Origin of the sequence: Bordetella muralis (assembly GCF_965139205.1) — a bacterium.
Lineage (GTDB): Bacteria > Pseudomonadota > Gammaproteobacteria > Burkholderiales > Burkholderiaceae_B > Bordetella_A > Bordetella_A muralis.
Genome location: NZ_CBCSIU010000004.1, coordinates 116,220 through 135,722 on the forward strand (window position 1 = coordinate 116,220; position 19,503 = coordinate 135,722).

Annotated in this window: 22 protein-coding genes and 1 tRNA gene; 12 read left to right on the forward strand and 11 right to left on the reverse strand. The window is 58.6% G+C overall.

Going from position 1 to position 19,503, the window contains the following annotated elements:
* Positions 1–113: 113 nt before the first annotated feature.
* Complete coding sequence (locus ACNA0I_RS08955) at positions 114–1,091, reverse strand: tripartite tricarboxylate transporter substrate binding protein BugD (RefSeq protein ID WP_415805728.1); 978 nt, start codon at positions 1,089–1,091, stop codon at positions 114–116.
* Between the two features lie 354 nt (positions 1,092–1,445).
* Between ACNA0I_RS08955 and phaP the strand changes: the two genes are divergently transcribed.
* Positions 1,446–2,021, forward strand: a complete 576-nt coding sequence (phaP, locus tag ACNA0I_RS08960) for a TIGR01841 family phasin (RefSeq protein WP_094820013.1) — start codon at positions 1,446–1,448, stop codon at positions 2,019–2,021.
* Positions 2,022–2,162: 141 nt separating this feature from the next.
* Here phaP and ACNA0I_RS08965 read toward each other — a convergent pair whose 3' ends face one another.
* The 5 genes from ACNA0I_RS08965 to ACNA0I_RS08985 all read right to left on the reverse strand — a co-directional run bounded on the left by ACNA0I_RS08965 (position 2,163) and on the right by ACNA0I_RS08985 (position 6,264).
* Positions 2,163–3,206, reverse strand: coding sequence for a quinone-dependent dihydroorotate dehydrogenase (locus ACNA0I_RS08965; protein ID WP_415805729.1), 1,044 nt, complete (start codon positions 3,204–3,206; stop codon positions 2,163–2,165).
* A gap of 42 nt (positions 3,207–3,248) precedes the next feature.
* Positions 3,249–3,983: an arginyltransferase gene (locus tag ACNA0I_RS08970; RefSeq protein WP_415805730.1), complete on the reverse strand. Its 735-nt coding sequence runs from the start codon at positions 3,981–3,983 to the stop codon at positions 3,249–3,251.
* Between the two features lie 171 nt (positions 3,984–4,154).
* Positions 4,155–4,907, reverse strand: a complete 753-nt coding sequence (aat, locus tag ACNA0I_RS08975) for a leucyl/phenylalanyl-tRNA--protein transferase (protein ID WP_415805731.1) — start codon at positions 4,905–4,907, stop codon at positions 4,155–4,157.
* Positions 4,908–4,990: 83 nt separating this feature from the next.
* Positions 4,991–5,572: an NUDIX hydrolase gene (locus ACNA0I_RS08980; RefSeq protein WP_415805732.1), complete on the reverse strand. Its 582-nt coding sequence runs from the start codon at positions 5,570–5,572 to the stop codon at positions 4,991–4,993.
* Between the two features lie 83 nt (positions 5,573–5,655).
* A complete protein-coding gene (locus tag ACNA0I_RS08985) occupies positions 5,656–6,264 on the reverse strand; it encodes a DUF2946 family protein (protein ID WP_415805733.1) in 609 nt (202 codons plus the stop codon).
* Positions 6,265–6,410: 146 nt separating this feature from the next.
* Here ACNA0I_RS08985 and ACNA0I_RS08990 point away from each other — a divergent pair, with 146 nt between their 5' ends.
* Both ACNA0I_RS08990 and ACNA0I_RS08995 read left to right on the forward strand, forming a co-directional pair.
* The gene (locus ACNA0I_RS08990) at positions 6,411–6,893 is read left to right on the forward strand and encodes a hypothetical protein (protein WP_415805734.1); all 483 of its coding nucleotides are present in this window, start codon (positions 6,411–6,413) and stop codon (positions 6,891–6,893) included.
* A 154-nt stretch (positions 6,894–7,047) separates the two neighbouring features.
* Positions 7,048–7,548, forward strand: a complete 501-nt coding sequence (locus ACNA0I_RS08995; protein ID WP_415805735.1) for a hypothetical protein — start codon at positions 7,048–7,050, stop codon at positions 7,546–7,548.
* A gap of 192 nt (positions 7,549–7,740) precedes the next feature.
* Here ACNA0I_RS08995 and ACNA0I_RS09000 read toward each other — a convergent pair whose 3' ends face one another.
* Entirely contained in the window at positions 7,741–8,019 is a 279-nt protein-coding gene (locus tag ACNA0I_RS09000) for a glycine zipper domain-containing protein (RefSeq protein WP_415805736.1), read from the reverse strand.
* Between the two features lie 232 nt (positions 8,020–8,251).
* A complete protein-coding gene (locus ACNA0I_RS09005) occupies positions 8,252–8,413 on the reverse strand; it encodes a hypothetical protein (RefSeq protein WP_415805737.1) in 162 nt (53 codons plus the stop codon).
* A 138-nt stretch (positions 8,414–8,551) separates the two neighbouring features.
* Here ACNA0I_RS09005 and ACNA0I_RS09010 point away from each other — a divergent pair, with 138 nt between their 5' ends.
* A complete protein-coding gene (locus ACNA0I_RS09010; RefSeq protein ID WP_415805738.1) occupies positions 8,552–8,815 on the forward strand; it encodes a hypothetical protein in 264 nt (87 codons plus the stop codon).
* A gap of 604 nt (positions 8,816–9,419) precedes the next feature.
* Here the strand turns inward: ACNA0I_RS09010 and ACNA0I_RS09015 are convergent.
* The 3 genes from ACNA0I_RS09015 to ACNA0I_RS09025 all read right to left on the reverse strand — a co-directional run bounded on the left by ACNA0I_RS09015 (position 9,420) and on the right by ACNA0I_RS09025 (position 11,186).
* A tRNA-Cys gene (locus ACNA0I_RS09015) sits at positions 9,420–9,493 on the reverse strand.
* A 138-nt stretch (positions 9,494–9,631) separates the two neighbouring features.
* On the reverse strand, positions 9,632–10,201 hold the full coding sequence (locus ACNA0I_RS09020; protein WP_415805739.1) for a DUF6097 family protein: 570 nt from the start codon (positions 10,199–10,201) through the stop codon (positions 9,632–9,634).
* 211 nt (positions 10,202–10,412) lie between these two features.
* On the reverse strand, positions 10,413–11,186 hold the full coding sequence (locus ACNA0I_RS09025; protein ID WP_415805740.1) for an IclR family transcriptional regulator: 774 nt from the start codon (positions 11,184–11,186) through the stop codon (positions 10,413–10,415).
* A gap of 203 nt (positions 11,187–11,389) precedes the next feature.
* On the opposite strand from ACNA0I_RS09025, the gene ACNA0I_RS09030 reads away from it, so the two are divergent.
* The 8 genes from ACNA0I_RS09030 (at position 11,390) to ACNA0I_RS09065 (ending at position 19,476) form a co-directional block, all read left to right on the forward strand.
* On the forward strand, positions 11,390–12,199 hold the full coding sequence (locus tag ACNA0I_RS09030) for a citryl-CoA lyase (protein ID WP_415805741.1): 810 nt from the start codon (positions 11,390–11,392) through the stop codon (positions 12,197–12,199).
* 76 nt (positions 12,200–12,275) lie between these two features.
* Positions 12,276–13,454: a thiolase family protein gene (locus ACNA0I_RS09035; RefSeq protein WP_415805742.1), complete on the forward strand. Its 1,179-nt coding sequence runs from the start codon at positions 12,276–12,278 to the stop codon at positions 13,452–13,454.
* Between the two features lie 11 nt (positions 13,455–13,465).
* Complete coding sequence (locus tag ACNA0I_RS09040; protein ID WP_415805743.1) at positions 13,466–14,383, forward strand: SDR family NAD(P)-dependent oxidoreductase; 918 nt, start codon at positions 13,466–13,468, stop codon at positions 14,381–14,383.
* A 30-nt stretch (positions 14,384–14,413) separates the two neighbouring features.
* Positions 14,414–15,502, forward strand: coding sequence for an acyl-CoA dehydrogenase family protein (locus ACNA0I_RS09045; protein ID WP_415805744.1), 1,089 nt, complete (start codon positions 14,414–14,416; stop codon positions 15,500–15,502).
* On the forward strand, positions 15,499–16,632 hold the full coding sequence (locus ACNA0I_RS09050; RefSeq protein WP_415805745.1) for an acyl-CoA dehydrogenase family protein: 1,134 nt from the start codon (positions 15,499–15,501) through the stop codon (positions 16,630–16,632). Before ACNA0I_RS09045 ends, ACNA0I_RS09050 begins: the two co-directional genes overlap by 4 nt.
* Positions 16,633–16,680: 48 nt before the next feature.
* Entirely contained in the window at positions 16,681–17,472 is a 792-nt protein-coding gene (locus ACNA0I_RS09055; protein ID WP_415805746.1) for an enoyl-CoA hydratase/isomerase family protein, read from the forward strand.
* Between the two features lie 53 nt (positions 17,473–17,525).
* The gene (locus tag ACNA0I_RS09060) at positions 17,526–18,725 is read left to right on the forward strand and encodes a CaiB/BaiF CoA transferase family protein (RefSeq protein ID WP_415805747.1); all 1,200 of its coding nucleotides are present in this window, start codon (positions 17,526–17,528) and stop codon (positions 18,723–18,725) included.
* Positions 18,726–18,756: 31 nt separating this feature from the next.
* Positions 18,757–19,476 carry a nitroreductase gene (locus ACNA0I_RS09065; RefSeq protein WP_415805804.1) on the forward strand — a complete coding sequence of 240 codons (720 nt, stop codon included), beginning with the start codon at positions 18,757–18,759 and terminating at the stop codon, positions 19,474–19,476.
* Positions 19,477–19,503: the final 27 nt, after the last annotated feature.

Below are 19,503 nucleotides of genomic sequence, written 5' to 3' on the forward strand. Positions count from 1 at the left end.
CGGGAGCTTGGGGCGCACTTTTCATATCGCGCCAAGCACAAAAACATCAAAGGCCTGAGCCCGGATAACCCCGGACTCAGGCCTTTTGGTTGAAGCGCCTGCGGCGTGCAGGTTTATTGCGGTGCTACACCGGCTTTCTTGAACAGTTCAGCCCATTGCGGCACTTGTTGCTTGACCTTGGCTTCCAGTGCTTTGGGATTGGCTTCGTCGTTCAGCACTTCCGCGCCCAGGCCCGCCATACGTTCCTTGAATTTCGGATCGGCCATCCCGGCCTGTAGTGCCTTGACCAGCTTGTCTACGATAGGCTGAGGCGTGTTCTTGGGTACCCACATGCCGTGCCAGATACCGACCTGAAAGCCCTTGTAGCCCGATTCGTCCATCGTGGGCAGATCAGGCAGCGTGGGTACGCGTTTCAGGCTCGTGACCGCGTAGGCCTTGACCTTTTTCGAGGTGATGTATTGCGACGTATTGGTCGTCTGGTCGCACAGCATGTCGACCTGTTTACCCAGCAGATCGTTCATGGCAGGCGCGGTGCCCTTGTAGGGAACGGTCAGCAGGTCCACGCCCAGCGCATCGACGAGCATCGTGCCGCACAGATGGCTGGCCGCGCCGATCCCGGCGTTGGCCAACGAGATCTTGTCCTTGTTGGTCTTGACGTATTCGACCATCTCTTTGATGTTGTTGGGCGGGAAATCTTCGCGCGCAATGACGGTCATGGGTACGTCCACCACCAGGCCTACGGGAGCGAAGGTCTTGTCGGGGTCATAGCCGGGGTTCTTGTACAACGACGGGGCGGTGGTGTAGCCCAGATGCATCAGCAGCACGGTATAGCCATCGGGCTCGGCGCGGCCGACGAACGAGGTGCCGATCGTACCGCCGGCACCGGTCTTGTTTTCCACCACGACGCTTTGCCCCAACGTGGGGCGCATGGCTTCGGCGAGCGAACGAGCCACGTTGTCAGTGGGGCCTCCAGCGGCAAACGGTACAACCATGCTGATGGGGCGCTCGGGATACTCTGCCTGGGCAGCGCCAGCAGCAAAAAGAGCGCTGGTAGCCAGCAGTACCGATAGCGTACGGGGGATGAATCTCATGGGGTCTCCTGCGCCGCGGGATAGGCGGCAATTTTGATAGCTTGGACTGATGCGTCTTTCTTGGAGTGTCATCAGGTGGTCTTGAGTGTAGAAAACAATACGGTTGCCGTCACCGGGGGATTTCCCCTGAAACAAATAGTCCTCTAGCTGTTTGCACCGATTTGGGGCTAAACCTGTTGCGTTGCACCAAAAGTGCTTGACAGTCGGTTTTAAGTACGTAGAATGATGTTTGTGCAGTGCAGCAAACGCGCCGGCCTTAGCTTCAAATATCGGTTCCGAGCACGTTTATTTCCCCTTATTTGTCGCAACGTATCGCCATAGCCGGGCGCCCCGGCATTTTTACCGGAGACCACCATGACTGCAATCCCCCAACAAGTTCTGGACCGCCAGAAATCCGCCCTGAATGCGCTGACCGCCACTCAGGCGACGCTGTTTGCCGGCTTTGAAAAGCTGGTCGATCTGAATCTGAAGGTCGTCAAAGCCACGCTCGACGAAGTCGCTCAGACTTCGCAACAAGCCTTCGGCGTGAAAGACCCCCAGGAAGCCACGGCTTTCGCCACCTCGTTGGTGCAGCCCAGCGCTGAAAAGGCCCTGGCCTATGGCAAGCATGTGTATGACATCGTTGCCGGCGTGCAGGGCGAGCTGGCCAAGCTGGCCGAGGCTCAAATCGCCGAAGGCCAACAACAGGTCGCCGACGCTGTCGAGCAATTTTCCAAGAACGCGCCGACTGGCTCGGAAAGCGCCGTCGCGTTGCTGAAATCCTCTCTGGCTACTGCCAACGGTGCCTATGACTCGCTGAGCAAGGCCGCCAAGCAGGCTGTCGAAGTCGCCGAATCCAATCTGAACGCTGCGGCCAACGCCACGTTCAAGGCGGCTTCTGACGCCGCCGAAGCTGCCGGCAAGACGACCCGTGCCGCCCGTCGTGCTTAATTAGCGAGATTGATGCCGAACTGTTGTCGGCATACAGCTTGTTGTAGTACTGTTGAGTGACAGAGCAGAGCTGGAATTAGCCACCCCACGGGGTGGCTTTTTTTTCGCTACGTCAGGGCGCAGCAGCAGAGCCTTGCTTTGCTATGCGGCCTTGAGAGCCTGCACGCATTCGCTGACCAGTGCTGGCCCGCGGTAAATCAGTCCGGTATACAGCTGGACCGCATTGGCACCTGCCTCCAGTTTTTCCTTGGCTTGCTTGCCCGACAGAATCCCGCCCACACCGATAATGCTGGCATCGGCGCCCATCCGCTGACGCAGGCGCGCGATGACGGCCAGCGATAGCTGATGCACGGGGGCGCCCGACAGGCCGCCAGCCTCATTGGCATGGTTCAGGCCGGTCACGGCATCCCGCGAAAGCGTCGTGTTCGTGGCAATGACGCCGTCTATGCCAAAACGTGGCAGGAGGTCGGCGATCGTGTCGATCTGGCTTTCAGACAGATCAGGCGCGATCTTGACCGCCAGCGGCACATGGCGCTGATGTTGGTCGGCGAGCTCCGCGCGCTTGTCGCGCAGGCGTGCCAACAATGCACTCAATTCATCCTCGCCCTGCAGCGCACGCAGGTTTTGCGTGTTCGGCGAAGAAATATTCACCGTGACATAGTCTGCGTGCGGATAGACGCCGGCCAGACCGATCAGATAGTCGTCCGCGGCCCGCTCGATCGGCGTGTCCGCGTTTTTTCCGATGTTCAGTCCCACAATGCCGCCCTGGCTGCGCCACTGGCTGCGGCGCACATTGGCGATAAAGGCGTCCAGCCCCAGGTTGTTAAAGCCCAGGCGATTGATCAGCGCTTGCGCACGAGGCAAGCGGAACATGCGGGGCTTTGGGTTGCCCGGCTGAGCGCGTGGCGTGACCGTTCCGACCTCGACAAAGCCGAATCCCAGATTACCCAATGCGTCGATATACGCCCCGTTTTTGTCCAGCCCGGCAGCCAGTCCCACGGGGTTGCGTAGCGTCAATCCCATCAGGGTAGACGGCGCCTGCGGCTGGGCGTGCATCAGTTTGCGGGTGGCGCCGCAGTCATAGGCGCGTTGCAGGCCCGCCAAGGTGACTTCGTGGGCGGTTTCCGCGTCCATGGCAAACAAGGCCGGACGCGCCAGGGGGTAGGCTTGAAAGAGGATCGACATGGAGCGCAATTGTAGCCAGTTTGCGCGGTTGGACAGATAAATTCAGACCAAATCGGGTGAGGCCGTCTGCCAATGGCCGTCCAGATGCATTTGCAGCGGACGAAAGCTGGATTTGTACGCCATTTTTCGGCTGTCGCGGATCCAGTAGCCCAGATACAGCCACGGTAGATTCAGCGTACGGCATTGCTCGATCTGCCACAGCACGTTGTAGGTGCCCAGGCTGCCCTGGGCATCTGGATCGTAAAACGTATAAACCGACGACAAGCCGTCATCCAGGACATCGATAATGGACACCATCATCAAGACATCGTCTGCATTGCGGAATTCGACCAGACGGGTATTGACACGGCTGGTCAACAAAAACTGGGCATACTGTGTCCGGCTGTCGTCGTCCATACCGCCGCCGGGATGGCGACCCTGCTGATATCGGGAGTACAGCTCATAGTGCTCGGGAGACCACGCCAGTTCCGCCACAAACGCGCGCAGCGCCTGATGGCCACGCCAGGCGCGCCGCTGGCTGCGGTTGGGTGTGAAATTGGCCGTATCGACGCGCACCGGCACACAAGCCCGGCAGTTATCGCAGTGCGGGCGGTACGTAAACAGACCGCTGCGTCGAAATCCCTGTTCCACCAGTTGCGAATACGTGCCCGCGTTGATCAAATGCCCGGGCGCCGCGACCTGTGAGCGCGCTTGGCGATCAGGCAGGTAGCTGCATGGATACGGTGCAGTCGAATAAAACTGCAGGGTGGCAAAAGGAAGTTCTTTAAGTTGACTCATTGGCAGTTCGCCCCGACGTCGGACGGCAGTCGAGTGATCATCTTAACGCGGCTGCCAGAGATGACAAGTTTCCGTCGAGATCAGGCCTGATCAGCGGAGATTTGCCAAGCCCGGCTGAGCGTTATCCCGTCTGGTCCAGATCGGCGGGCGTCCAACCGGTCTCGGCCGGGCTCAGTCCAGGCCAGTCAGCTCGTGAATATTGCCGGCGCTGTCCAGCCGCCCTGGACGCCAAAGAGGAGCGGGCAACCCGACCGCTTGCCGCACATGCTCGACAAATTGGGCGCGCGGCACCGGCTGGGCGCCCAGACTGGCCAAGTGCCGGGTCTGCTGCTGGCAATCGATCCACTGCACGCCATGGCGGCGCAAGAACGTCACCAGATACGCCAGCGCAACTTTTGAGGCATCGGGGACCAGCGTGAACATCGACTCGCCAAAAAACATGCCACCCAGGCTGATGCCGTACAGGCCGCCCACCAGGGTTTCATCCACCCACGTTTCGATGCTGTGGGCCCCGCCCGCCAGATGCCAGGCATAGTAAGCCTGTTGCATCTCGGCTGTGATCCAGGTTCCCGCTTGACTGTCCCGCGGCGCTGCGCAGCGCGCTATGACCGCGTCGAATGCGGTGTCGACACGTATTTGCACACGAGGGGCTGGTCCAGACTGATCCCGTTCGATTTGGCGCAGCCGTTTGCGCAGCGAGTGCGACGGAGCAAAGTCCTGGCAAGCCAGCACCATGCGCGGGTCGGGGCTCCACCACAGAATCGGCTCTCCCGCGCTGTACCAGGGAAAAATCCCGTTCGAATAGGCCAATTGCAGCCGGTTGAGTGAGAGATCCGCGCCAGCGGCGAGCAGTCCGGCCGGCTCGGCTAACGCGCCTTCAACGGGCGGAAACGGGGTGTCGGGAGCGAGCCAGGGAAGCTTCACGGTTCAGCAAGACGATTCAAACGGTCCAGATGAGAAAGTGAGAAAGGCCGGTACGCCATCACAGACGATGGCGGAGCCGACATTCAGCGGTGCCAGTCCAGCGTGTAATGATGACAGCCCAGATGGCCCCGGCGGCGGTCCTCGAGATACTGCTTCAGCGTCGTACTGACGGTGCGAAACGACAAGTCGTCCCAGGGAATCTCGGATTCGTCGTAATAGCGTGCCTCCAGGCTCTCGGGTCCGGGATCCAGCTCGGGGCCCAGAGCCTGTGCCAGGTAAAAGATATGTACCTGGTCTATCTGCGGGACGTCGATGATGGTGAACAGCTGACCCAACTCGATGCGCGCACCGGATTCTTCCAGGGTCTCGCGAGCGGCGCCTTGGGCCGTGCTTTCCCCGAGTTCCATGAAACCGGCTGGCAAGGTCCAAGTGTTGTAGCGCGGCTCGATCGCACGCCGGCACAAGAGAATGCGGTCTTCCCAAACGGGCACCGTGCCTACGACCATGCGAGGGTTCTGATAATGGATCGCGCCGCAATGATCACAGACATCGCGCTCGCGGTTGTCGCCCTCGGGCACGCGGCGATGAATGGGCGAACCGCATTGGCTGCAAAAAAGTGTGCGGCGCGGTGCGGGGAAATAGGTCAGGGGCGGTCGGTCGGTCATGCCGTTGATTCTACCGGTAGCCGGGCTCTCTAGGAAACGCGCAAACGCCGGGTGGCGTGATGGCCGGGCCGGCGTGCATCCGTCTATTCCGGTAACGGATTTGCCACAAAACCCTGGTCAGCGGCCAGCGCCGATCTGCTGGCGTCATTGTGCAGCGGTACAGGGGTGGGATAACTGGGATGGCTGACCTGCCAGGACGCCTTTTCCGTCTGCGTTTCGCTGTCCTCCAGGACATCCAGCAATGGGACGTTTCCGGGCAGGACGCGCAGAGGAGCGAGGACGGATTCCAGATCCCGTCCGTCTATCAGTCCGAGGCCCAGGTCCGTCTGCGCATAGAGCCGGCCAGTCTCATCCAGCCACCATGCCTTGATGGCGCGGACAGTTTCCCCGGTATGCGTGATCAACCTCAGCCCCGTGTCCGCTACGCGTAAAACATACGGCGCAGCATCCAATCGGACATAAACCCGTTGCGGGCCGTTTTGAAAATACCAACGTCCTTGATCATCTGCGGCGTAGTTGCGGCCAATAAACGCCACGATCTGCGGGCTGGTGATGAGCTCGCCCGTGCCTCCTTCAGCGGCATCGCCTCGCTCGTGGATATGCCAGCGCCCGCGTTCGTCCAGCGAAAGCCAACCGTACACCGCAGGGACATTAGGCCATTTGGCCATCGCTTGTTTAACAGACAGGTCCATAAAAGACAGCCGATGATCAGCAGTACGAAACGTTCCATTTAACCAGAACGCTTGATAGTTAGGACATTGGTACTGGTGATGACAGGCATTTCGCGCGTGACGTTTGACCACCCCAGCGATGAGCGCTGGGGAACCTGGCGCCGATGTTGGCCACCGCCCTGGGCAGGCCGTTAGCCGGCGCAGCGGTTGTGACAATTACTGAGGCACTTGGCTTGAGGGCGGACGCGACTGACGCTGAGATCGCGAAAAAGCTGGCGACTGCTAGCCCAGACACTTTTTTGCAGCTGAAGAAATCCGCGCAGGAGTTTGCGGCTCGTATGGCTGAGCTTGGATTCAAGAATGACGCAGATCTTGAGAAGATCGCAGCGGACGACCGTGCCAGCGCCAGGCAGCGCGAGGTCGATCGACAGGACTGGACGCCACGTGTGATGGCTTTTCTGGTGACCAGCGGCTTTTTCAGCATGCTGGCCATTATGGTGTTTGCCGTCATTCCCGAGGGCAGCAGGGAACCGCTCTACATCCTGCTGGGATCGTTGGGAACTGCGTGGACGCAGATCATTGCCTATTATTTTGGCAGCACGGCGGGAGGTCAAAAGAAATCCGAGTTACTGGCCAAGACGGGCAAGTGAGGCACTCTTTGCGACCTCTAAATTCAACGAGAACTGGGGCTATCCGTTCCGAGTCTTGTCACGGTTGCGGCTCCTTTCTGGTGACATTTTTTTTACAGAGAGTATTCGTTGCCGGTGGCGTGATACAAGTAGTTCCTATACACGGGAGAACATCATGAGCGTGTTCAAGAAACTTGATGAAGAACGACAGAGCCAGCTTCGTGCTGCAAAGACAACGGAACTAGACGCTAAAGCAGGCCGCGAAGCGGCATTGAAGACATTGGAAACGGAGGCAGGTGCCTTACTCGAAGCGATTGTCCAATATCTCGAAGTAGAAAAGGCGGAGGCCAAGGCTGGCGGTTATACGGCGGAAGTCCATCGTATTCGCGACGATCACAGTTCATTCGTCGGCGCGGAGTTGAGCTTCGCATACGTTGCAGATATCTTGCCATCTCAAGTGATGACACAGTTCGGCTTTCTCGTCGCGATCGGTGAGGATCGACAGGTCAAGGTTTCTTATATTTGGCGTGAGCGTGGCCAGCGGCCATTGACGCTAATTCCAACCGACGTGATAGGTTCCACCGATGAGGCTGGGATCATGCCTCGCATTGAGGCATCGCTCGAGAAATTTGTGAAAGCGGCGGAACAATCCCGGGCAGAGCAGCGGTCTCATTGATTTGCGCGATGGGGCGGCTATCGTCGGCGGCTGGGGAGGGCGCAATTGATGATGGCAGGACGCTCACAATCCGGCCGCTGCACACTGCGCTGTAAGGCTGGTCGGGGCGTTAACGTGTCGACGCGCATTGACAGTTTTGCTGGGGACTGGCGGATGAGTACCGGGTCTCATTGCATGTGTTGCAAGAGCGGCTTACCGGAGGCTGACCAAGACTCCAAGTGCCATGCCCGCCGCAATGCAGATACCCATCATTTTCCATGGATTATTACGCGCGAAGTCGCTTGATGCGTCCGCTGCACTTTCCAAATTATGCGTAGTTGCAGTGCGTATAGAATCAAACCAATGATTGTCGTCGTCACCCAGTGATTTTGCATTGCCTTGCGGGAGGTTATTCGAATCATCGCCCGAGGCAGGCAGAGGTGCTTTGATTCCAGGCTGTAACTTGGAATCAGTGTCGTTTGGGCTATTCATTGAGTGCTCCTTGAACGAGCGAAAAACTTTTGATTGCACCCGTAGATCGTTCGTTACTGTAGATCGTAGGTGGGCACACGCCTGCCACTGGCTCTCGCGTCCGGGCGATGAGCCAGCTACAGTGTTTGTCGTGCGTGATGCCGCTTGGTTCGACTTCAAAGACATAGATCGCTTGCGGTCTACGATTGGAGCCAAAGGCGAGCCAGAGCTTGGGTTAGATTACCCAGCTGCGTTACTGAGGGGTGCGTTGCTTGTTCGGATCGCTTTGGGCTTGCTTGCGCGCGGCATCGTCTTTCTGCTCTTGCGTTTGCTGCTCTTGCGAATGGCTAGGTGCTTGCTTCTCGTCGGGCTCATTAGGAGTAACGGAAGCAGCGAAGCGGGTTGGGAATGTCATGATGGTACCTCTTGGGTTATTGTGGCTGAATGCCACCTCTTCACGGTGCGCTCCTGTTGCTCGATAACCTAGCGATTATTTGAAACAGTTAATCATTAAGGCAGCTATATACTGAACTTCCGACTTCAGGAGATCGAAATGATCAAGTCAACGCAGCAGTCGGACAATGAGCGATGGGATGGTGAGGGCGGGTCGCAAATTGCTGAGCTAGCAAAATCATTGGCAATAGAGGAGTTGGAGGAGGCAGATCGGCGCATTCTTGCGTTTTTGGGCGCGTCGGTTCTTTGCTTGTGGGACGAGCTTCCCGACGACGCTCGTCAGAAGGTTCTTAACCGAGAGTTGGTCCAAAGCAGTTTTGATGCGTCCGTGGTGAGAGCTCGAATAGCCCTCTTATTCAAGTAGTAGGGCGGGCGTCACCAGTCAATGTGCGGGAGGCGCGATGTGGATTTGCAGACATTGTGATGCAGCGGTGAAGGCTGGAGAAACGGACGCCGAGCATGACGAAGATGGATTCTATTTTCGGTGTCGTAGATGCCAATGTCGCAATAGATTGATTGACGCAGCGCGTAGAGACGTCGGCAGCGCTGTTGGGTTGGTTCAACCCGATCCGTAACTCAGTTCTCTTGGTCGGATCTCGCTTATGGTCAAAATGCTGCTTTTACAAACAGTATTTCCAGCCGGAATTGAGGCGTGTCCCCTAATATTCAGCCCTGGACGACCGGTACTGGGATCAATGGCGTCCGGCAGCTCGTGCTCCGACACCTCCTCCGAGCTCACTGTCCTCGAAGCGTCGACTGCTGACCGAGCGCTACACTCGGTTCTTTTCATACGGTCCAAGTCAGTGAAGCTCTGCTCGACGTAATCCATCGGGCCAGACTTCTGCACTATGCGACCGCACATGATTGGCGCCCAAGTTGGAACCAGTATAGCGGCGGTCGAATGTCAGAATTTCCCCACACAGGTACACAAAGAAAAAGGCCCTCATCTCTGAGAGCCTTGATCGTACTGGAGGCGCAAGCCGGAATCGAACCGACGTACACGGATTTGCAATCCGCTGCATAACCACTCTGCCATTGCGCCGTAGGCGTGATCAGCCAAGCCCGCTATTGTACAGGAATTTGTGGCGTTGTGTTTGATCGAGCTGCTTTCTGCAAAAAAATCCCGTAAGGCACGGATGCCGCGTGGCGAGAGAGGCGGGACGGCCGAATCGTTGAATGCTTAATTCAGATCCAGATTCACGTCCTGGATCTTCGCCTGTACGGTGACGAACTGCGCAATCGATTCAGGATCGATGGTGGCGAAGTCCTGTTTTGCAGTCAGCTCGGGCGCCCAGCGCTGCAGGATCCTGGCCCACAGGGCGCTGAGGTCTTTGCCTAGGAGCTTCGTTTCCAGTGAGCGGATATAAAAGCAGCCGGCGATGATCCCAATCAGCAGCAAACCCGCCGCAATGCTGATGGTGATCGCAAACAGGATGAAGTCAGACATGAGCCCCTTGATCAGACCGCTGGTCGGTCCAAACATCGATAGCCCGTAAATGATCAGCGCGATCGCCAGAATCACGCCAGCAGCCACGACGAGACCTTTTTTGGCCGAATGGTAGCGGTTGAGCGATTGGCCGTATGTCTGGTCGCCCAGGGCTCGCTCCAGTGCTGCGGTCTGCGCAAAGAAGTCTTCTGACTTTTCGACGGGGATCTGCTTGGCATCAATCAGAGCGTGCAGGCCCTGTAGTTGCTGTTTTGCAAAAGCGATGAACTGAAGCGATGAGCCAAGATTGGTTAGAAAATTCACGGCAAACTCGTAAGAAAAGCATAACCGGCGGCATGTGCCCGGCATAAAAAGAGCAGGGCAGCGGCGGGATCATTGCGCCTATACGGCAACCGTCGGAGCACGACATGTCGTCAGCCCAGACGGGATCATAGCAGCGGTGCCGGCGGTGCCGGTGGGCAAGCGTCCCGATACCGATGACTCGCCTTTCCTTGTCGTATTGCGAAATCCAGCACTAGAGTATGTCCAGCGAAGATTGGATACTTGCAATGTGTTTCGCGATGGATATGGCGGCTGCCTGTTGGTCATCCCTGGTCATCCGACTGTCGATTGAGGATGTGGTGATCGCGCCCATGACGGAGCCAGCGGCGTTACGCATCACCATTCCTATCCCGATGACGCCGGGCACGTTGTAGTGCCCGATGATTGCATACTCGCGGCGTTGGGTTTCGCGAATGAGCGTGCGCAGCGTCGACTCTGTCAGCGAGCCGTAACTCCTCAGCCGCTTCGCATTCGCGCGAATGCATTCGTTTTGCTCGGCCAACGGCAACGTCGACAGGATGGCGAGACCGCCTGCACCTGCACCTAAAGGATTCCTGCTGCCGACGTTGACTGTCAGCACTTGCACAGGGTAGGAGCCGACCACACGGGCAAGGCAGATTGTCTCGTACCCGATTCGAGCAATGAGGAACGCACTGTTTCCCGTCTCATCCGCAATCCCTTTTAGTGCCGGTTCGCACACTGTTCTCAAGTCTGCACGGTCAGCGAAAGCAGCCGCCATCTGGCGGCAGTAGTCACCCAGCACATAGCGCTTCGACCCAGTGGGTCGCTTCAACAAGCCCTGTCTTTCCAGGGCCTGGACTATGCGATGCATGGTGGGGCGTTCAAGCCCACTGAGCGCCACGAGTTCGGCCACCGTCAAGCCGTGAGCTCCATGGGCAACCACTTGCTTCAACACACCGATCGTGCGATCGATGCTCTGTGTTCCGCGTGAATCTGTGTTGTTCATGATTTCGATCATATCGTGGACATGGTGAGGTAGTACAGGCCGTAATACGGGATTTTATCGAGAGTTTATTCGGAAATTTTAGTTAAAACATCCACATTGTGGATATGCAGGTTTTGAGATTAGACGCCCGGGAATACGATCCGCCCTGACGAGTTCGAGTTCCATCTGGACTGCTTTCACCTTTCATTGAAATGGAGCACTGCATGACTGACATGACAAAGACCGCGGATCGCAAATACTGGCGCACCGCTATCGGCGACCCGACACCACACGAAGGTACTTTGGTCAGGGGCTATGACGTCCTCACTGATCTCGTCGGCAAGATCGACTTTGGTGCCATGGTGTATCTGCTCTACAAGGGAGAGCTTCCCAAGGGTAACGAGTCGAAGATCATCAATGCCATGTTCATCTCGGTCGCTGATCACGGCATTTCGCCGTCCTCGACAGTCACCCGTTTTGTGCAAGCAGCTGGCGTGCCAATCCAGTGCTCGGTCGCAGCCGGTGCCATGATGTTTGGCGACGTTCACGGGGGGGCCGGTGAAGAGTTCTCGCGCTACATCCAAAAGTTGGTGTCCGAGGCAGCCTCCAGCGGACGTAGCTATGAAGACGTGGCGACAGAGTATGTCAATAATCACAAGCGGCTGGACGGTTTCGGTCATCCGCAGCATCCCGAGGGCGATCCTCGCGGAAAAGTGCTGTTTGCTCTGGCTGAAGAGTATGGGATTTCAGGTGACCATGTCCGGATGACTCGAGAGCTGGAAAAAGCGCTGATCAAGAAGAAAAAACGACCGTTGCTGGCGAACATCGATGCGGCAGTAGGCGCACTCATCTCGGACATGGGTTTTGACTGGCGGCTGGCTCGAGCCTTCATCGTTGTCCCCCGCACTGCTGGCCTGTTCGCTCATGCCTTCGAGGAGTCCGTACGCGAGCCCGGCTGGCGGCAGATCAGCTTGGACCAGGTGGAGTACGACGGTCCCGCCCGCCGCAAGAACGACAACCCCAGCGCAATCTGATTGCGCCAGCTTCGACTCTGCTGCATCTGCCGGCACCCCTTTTTGACCTTCACATAACTTTGATTGGAGAGAGACCATGACCACGCGCGTCGCAGTCGTTGGAATTGGCATGACTTCGTTTGGCAAATATATCGACCGCTCGGTCCGGACTTCGGCGGAAGAAGCCGTACGGAACGCGCTGGCAGATGCCGGCATCGGAGCCGAGCGCGTCGACCGCGTTTTTTTCGGTAACGCGGCGGCCGGACTTATCACGGGCCAAGAGATGGTGCGTGCTCAAGCCGCTTTGAGATACACCGGCCTTTTGGGCAAGCCCATGGTCAGCGTCGAGAATGCCTGCGCAACCGGTAGCACGGCTTTTCACCTTGCCTGGCATTCGGTCGCCAGTGGTCAGTCCGACGTGGCCATGGCTATCGGTGCGGAAAAACTGAGCCATCCTGACAAGGCGGTGTCGTTCGGGGCATTTGGTGGCGCGGTGGACAAGGAAGATGTCATGCCGTCGCATATCGGATCCGGCAGTGGGTCCATCTTCATGGACATCTATGCGGAGCGCACGCGGCGCTACATGGAGGCGACGGGGACGACGCCGGAGGACTTTGCCCGGGTCACTGTCAAGAGCCGGCGTGCTGGGGCTCTGAACCCATACGCGCAATTCCGTAAGGAGACGACGGTCGAAGAGGTGCTGACCGCCCGTATGATCAGCCAGCCACTTACGCTTCCAATGTGCTCGTCAATCGGAGACGGCGCGGCTGCGATCGTTCTCGTCTCGAGCCGCGTTGCCGCGCAACTGACAGGGTCCAGGCCAGTGTGGGTGGCGACCTCTGTACTTTTGTCAGGGATGGCCGACCCGACCAAGCCGAGCGCTTCCGTCAGCGCGGCGAAAGCTGCCTATGAGGATGCCTCGATCGGTCCCGATGAGGTCCATGTTGCCGAGGTTCATGATGCTTCGGCTCCCGGTGAGATCATCAACTACGAGGTCGTGCAGTTTTGTCCTGAAGGACAGGGCGCAGAGCTGCTCAGAAGCGGTGCCACGGACATCGGCGGTCGGATCTCCGTCAACCCGAGCGGCGGTTTGCTAAGCAGAGGCCATCCGATCGGCGCCACCGGTACGGCCCAGATCGCGGAGCTGGTCCAGCAGCTGCGCGGCGAAGCAGGCGAGCGGCAGCGTCCGTCGGCCAAGGTAGCCCTGGCGCAAAACTCGGGAGGCCAGGTTGGTCACGAGTCCGCCGTGGCGGTTGTCTCTATTTTGACTGCATAACGGAGGCGGCCATGACACAACGACTGCAAGGAAAAGTGATTGTGGTGACCGGCGCAGGCGCCGGCGTGGGCAAGGAAATCGCACTTGAGGCGGCGCGTCAGGGCGCGCGGGTGGTCGTGAATGACCTGGGCGTGAGCATGGATGGCGACAGCGCCCACAGCGCCGGACCGGCACAACAAACTGTCGAACAAATTCGCGCCGCGGGGGGCGAGGCCAGTGCCAACATAGACAGCGTGGCGGAATGGAGTTCGGCCCAGCAGATTGTGGCGCATGCACTCGATACCTACGGGCGTATCGACGGGCTGGTCAACAATGCCGGCAATCTACGCGACGGAATCTTCCACAAGATGACGGAAGAGGATTTCGACGCCGTGGTTAAAGTGCATCTGAAGGGCTGCTTCAATATGGCCCGCGCCGTTGCGCCGCATTTTAAAGGCCAGGAGGCTGGTGCAATCGTGCACATGACCTCGACATCTGGGCTGATCGGTAATGTCGCGCAAGCCAACTACGCTGCAGCCAAGATGGGCATTGTCGGGCTGTCGAAATCGATCGCGCTTGATATGGAGCGCTTCCACGTTCGGTCGAACTGCATCGCTCCGTTTGCCTTCACTCGCATGGTGAGCTCTATCCCGACTGACACGCCGGAAGGGTTGGCCCGCACGTTGGTCAACCAGCGTATGGAGGTAGCCAAGATCGCTCCGTTCACCTGCGCGCTGCTGACCGATGAAGCCAGCGATGTGACCGGCCAGATCTTCGGTGTCCGCAACAACGAGATCTATCTGTTCTCGCAGCCACGGCCGATTCGCACTGCGCACCGCAGCGAAGGCTGGACCGTGGATACGTGTCTCGACGTGGCGCTATCCATGATGAAGCCCTCCTTCTTCCCGTTGGACAAATCGCGCGACATTTTCACTTGGGATCCAGTTTGACGTGATGCGGATAACCACCAGGAGCAAGTGATGGGTGACGAGACAAGAGGCATGCTGCATGAGGCGGCCCTCCGAATCTTTGCAGACAAGCCTGACAATGTTTGGGAAGTGCTGCAAGGGTCCGGATTCGATAAGGCTCTGTTGCCAGAGCACAAGGGCGGCGCGGCCCTGCGTTGGACCGATGCATGCGGCATTCTGATGCTTGCGGGTGAGTACGCTGCGCCCGCGCCGCTGGCGGAAGCGATGGTCGGACATTGGCTTTTGGATCAAGCAGGTGTCGAGGGCGCGACTTTACCCACCATTGTGTCGACACACGACGAGCAAATTCGGGCGAGTCGCTCTCTCGACGGTTGGCGCGTTGATGGCACACTTCCGCGTGTGCCATGGGGGGGAGCATGCACGCATATCGCATTCATTTTGGGGGCCGGTACGGGCGCCCAACTGATCGTCGTGGCCCGCGATGCAGCAGGGGTCTCCATCTCATCGGGTCGCAATCTCGCCGGTGAGCCGCGCGACACACTGCTTCTCGATGATGTTGTGCCGCTGGCTGTTGTTGCCGCTCCCTTCGATGCCCGCGAGCTGCTTTCCCTTGCAGCTGTTCTACGTAGCGCGCTTATGGCAGGGGCGATCGAACGTTCGCTAGCGTTGGCAGTTGAATACGCCAACCTTCGTGTTCAGTTCGGACGACCGATCGGTAAATTTCAGGCAGTGCAGCAAAACATTGCCCATCTGGCAACGCAGGCGGCTGCTGCGCGTGCGGCAGCCGAGGCTGGCGGCGAAGCAATTGATGAATGGCTTGCTGGGGGTGGTAAGCCGCTAACGCAAAGCGTTGCAGCCCCCAGCGCGAAGATCCGGACTGGTGAGGCAGCAAGCCAGGCATGTGCGATCGCGCACCAAGTGTTCGGCGCAATCGGTTTCACGGAAGAACACGAGTTGCACCAATTCACCAAGCGGCTCTGGTCATGGCGGGACGAGTGCGGTAACGAAGCATTCTGGTCTCGCGAGCTTGGCGAGCAGATCCTGGCAGGAGATGTCGGACAGACCCTTTGGCATGCAATGGTCCCGACCGAAACGAGCGCAAGCGGTGCAGCAGCCGAATCCGTGGGAGCAACGCAATGAACAATCTCTCTTTTCCGCACCCGCGGCAATCCGAGATCGGCGAAAGGCTGAGGGTTGAGGTGCGCGAGTTCCTCGATGGCTGGCATGGGGATCGGCACGGCGCTGCTTCGTTTAGCGGCTTCGATCCTGAGTTCAGCAAGGCTCTCGGCAAGCGAGGCTGGATCGGCATGGGCTTTCCCAAGCAATATGGTGGCGGCGGCTACGGGCTAATGGAACGCCTTGTTGTCCTTGAGGAATTGCTTGCCGTGCGCGCACCGATCTTCGCGCATGCGGTGGCGGAGCGCCAGAGTGGACCGCTACTGCTGAGATTTGGCAACGAACGGCAGCGCGAGGAGATCGTTCCCCGCATTGCCGCCGGAGAGTGCTATTTCTGCATCGGTCTGAGCGAGCCGGACTCGGGTTCGGATCTCGCGTCGGTGCGAACGCGCGCCACAAAGGTTGACGGTGGCTGGGTCGTGAATGGCGCCAAGATCTGGACCTCGAGTGCACACCGTACTCACTACATGATACTGCTGTGCCGGACGGCGCCTCCGAGTGAAGTACGGCATGCTGGCCTGAGCCAGTTCCTGGTCGACATGAAGACACCAGGAATCACATGCCGGCCGATCGTCAACATCGCCGGCGACCACGATTTTAATGAAGTTCACTTCCAGGACGTATTCCTCGCCGACGATGCGCTCATTGGCGTAGAAGGGCAAGGCTGGCAACAGGTCACAAGTGAGCTCACGTTCGAGCGAAGCGGGCCTGATCGCTTCATGTCCCACATGGGTGCGGTTGAAGAGTTCGTTGCCGTGCTCAAGCAGCGGCCATCGAGTGAAGGCGCTAGGACTGTGGGGCGCCTCGTCGCTCACCTTTCGACGCTAAGACGGATGTCGCGCTCGGTGGCCACGATGATCACCGATGAGCAAGATGCCGCATTGCATGCGGCTCTGGTTAAGGACCTTGGCACCTGCTTTGAACAGGAGATTCCCGAGAACCTCCGGCTAGTTCTGCAGACCGAGCCCGGCGCATCTGACGCATACAGCTCGGCACTGGCCAACGTCATCCTGCACGCACCTTCATGCACTATCCGCGGCGGGACGAAAGAAGTGCTGCGCGGCATTGTAGCGAAGTCGCTGGGTCTGCGTTAGCGAGCCATCTCATTTACTACTTAAATCGAAACCCCTTAGGAGAGACAAATGGATACAGCAACGAAAACAGATGAACTGCAACAACAGCGGAGCGAAGCCGTTCTATGGTTGAAACTGAATCGACCGCAGGCATTGAACTCGCTAACGTTGTCGCTCGTCAATGCATTGGCGACGGCGATAAAAGATGCGGAAAACGACCCAGACGTTCGCGTTATTGTTCTGACCGGTGAGGGCCGCGCCTTCTGCGCAGGCGCCGATCTGAAGGATCCCGCCAGGAGTCGTCCAGAAAGCGGCGCTGAGTTTGTCAAAGCGATTGGCGCGCTAACGGAGCTAATAGAAGCTTCCCCCCGGCCGGTCATTGCAGCGATCAACGGAATTGCGGTCGCCGGCGGACTAGAGCTGGTACTTGCATGTGATGTCGTGATTGCCGCCGAGTCTGCCCGCCTTGGCGATGCTCATTCGAACTATGCGCTCTTTCCGGGTGCGGGCTCCACGGTGCGTCTGCCGAGAAAGGTGGGGCTCAACAACGCAAAGCTCCTCATGTTTTCGGGAGAGATGCTGCCCGCGAGCGAATGGAAGACGCTTGGACTGGTGAGTCAGGTGGTCGCGGATGACGGCTTTGTCGATGCTGTGTCGGCACTCGCCAAGAAACTGGCGGTCAAGAGTCCGCTGGTGCTGGCCAGAATGAAGCAGGCCCTCAATGATGCCGTGGACCAACCACTGCCGATTGCGCTGCGTTACGAGCGGGCCCTGAGCAACCTGCACCATTTCTCCTCGGATCGAGTGGAAGGGCTCACGGCGTTCAAGGAGAAGCGCGCCCCACGGTTCACGGGCAACTGAGTCTTTATCGCTTTCTGGTGACTTGGTATCGACGACTTGAAGGAAACAGAAGTATGGAATCGAAAGACAAAGGGCCGTTGGCCGGTATCCGCGTGATCGATATTGGCACTATGGTTGCAGGCCCGGTCGCCGCAACCCTGCTAGCAGACCTCGGTGCTGAGGTGATCAAGATCGAGCAACCAGGCCGCGGGGATTCACTGCGCCATATCGGGCCGTCGGTAGAAGGCGAGAGCCTATGGTGGAACGTGGAAGGTCGGAACAAGAAGTCCGTGACGCTTGACCTGCGCCAACCCGAAGGTCAGCGGGTCCTGAAAGAAATGTTGAAGCACGCGGACGTGCTCGTGGAGAATTTCCGTCCCGGCATCCTGGGTAAATGGAACCTCTCTTGGGAGCATTTGCGCGAAGTGAACCCAAGACTCGTGATGTTGAGTGTTTCTGGCTATGGCCAGACAGGCCCATACGCAAAGCGCGCAGGATATGACCGCATCGCCCTGGCGATGGGTGGTACGCTATACGCCACGGGTTATCCGGACCGTGCGCCGGTCAAACTGGGCACCGCGCTGGCCGACTACTCGACTGCGTTGTTTGGCGCTTTCGGGATCATGGTGGCCCTCTACCACCGTGACACGCGCGGTGGCGAAGGTCAGCAAATCGACCTCTCGTTGTATGAAACGGTGTTCCGCTTCACCGACGTAATGATCACAGCTTACGAGAAGTTGGGACTGTCGCGCGAGCGCACGGGCAACCTGCACTTCGCGGCAGCCCCTGGCGATCATTTTGAAACCTGCGATGGACGCTACATCGTTCTGACCGTGTCCAACGATCGCATGTTCGGTCGGCTGTGCGAGGCCATTCCGGCCCTGGGCGGCGAAGAGCGGTATTCGACACACGCGAAACGCACGGCGTGCGTCGAAGAGCTCAATGCCATCGTCGCCGCATGGATCAAGTCGCTGCCAGTGCTGGATGTCTGCCGCATCCTCGAAGAGAAAGGCCTCGCTTACTCGTTGATCTACTCTATCAAGGACATCGTTGCGGACCCGCATTATGCGGCTCGAGGCACCATCGCCAGCGTCAAGCACCCACAGATCGGCGAGCTGAAAATGCCAGCCGTACAACCACGGTTCAGCGGGACACCCTCCTCGCCGATCAAACCGGCGCCCGCCTTGGGTGCCGACACCGATGAGATTCTGCGTCAACTGGCAGGGCTCTCGGCCGGGCAGATTGCCGAGCTGCGTCAGGCAGGTACGGTCTGAGATGGTGAACACCATGGAGACACTCGTGACTATGTCCCACATCGACGCAGTCGTTCGGGATCCGGCCAGCGTGATGGCGGCCATCGAGAGCCGCTTCTCATGCCGCGCGTTTTCTCCTGACCGGCCGGTCGCGCGCCAGAAAATCGAAGAAATCCTGCGGGTCGCGAGTCGCGCTGCGTCCAGCACGAACACCCAGCCGTGGAAAGTGTACGTTCTGCAAGGCGATCGTCGGGATGCTCTCGTGGCTCAGGTGTGTGCTGCACACGATGCGACCCGTGACAATTCTTCCCTGACCGCTGAGTACGGTGAGGTAGACGGCTACTACCCCTCAGAGTGGGTCTCACCTTACATCGATCGGCGGCGCGACAATGGCTGGACCTTGTACGGTCACCTCGGGATCAAAAAGGGTGAGAAGGACAAAATGCATGCGCAGGGGCAACGGAATTACCGCTTTTTCGACGCACCGGTCGGCCTCATGTTCACCATCGACCGCGTCATGGGCCGCGGCTCGCTGATCGACTACGGCATGTTCCTGCAGACGCTGATGCTGGCGGCACGCGCGTTAGGCCTGCATACCTGTCCGCAGGCGGCGTGGAACAACTGCGCAAAGATCGTCCTCCCGTTCATCGGCGCGGGCGCCAACGAAATGCTGGTCTGCGGCATGGCACTGGGATACGCAGACGAGTCCGCGCCTGTGAATACCTACAGAACCTCGCGAGAGCCGGTGGAAAGTTTTACGCGTTGGATCTGAGTCCGGCGCCTGTGTTGACCTTTAACC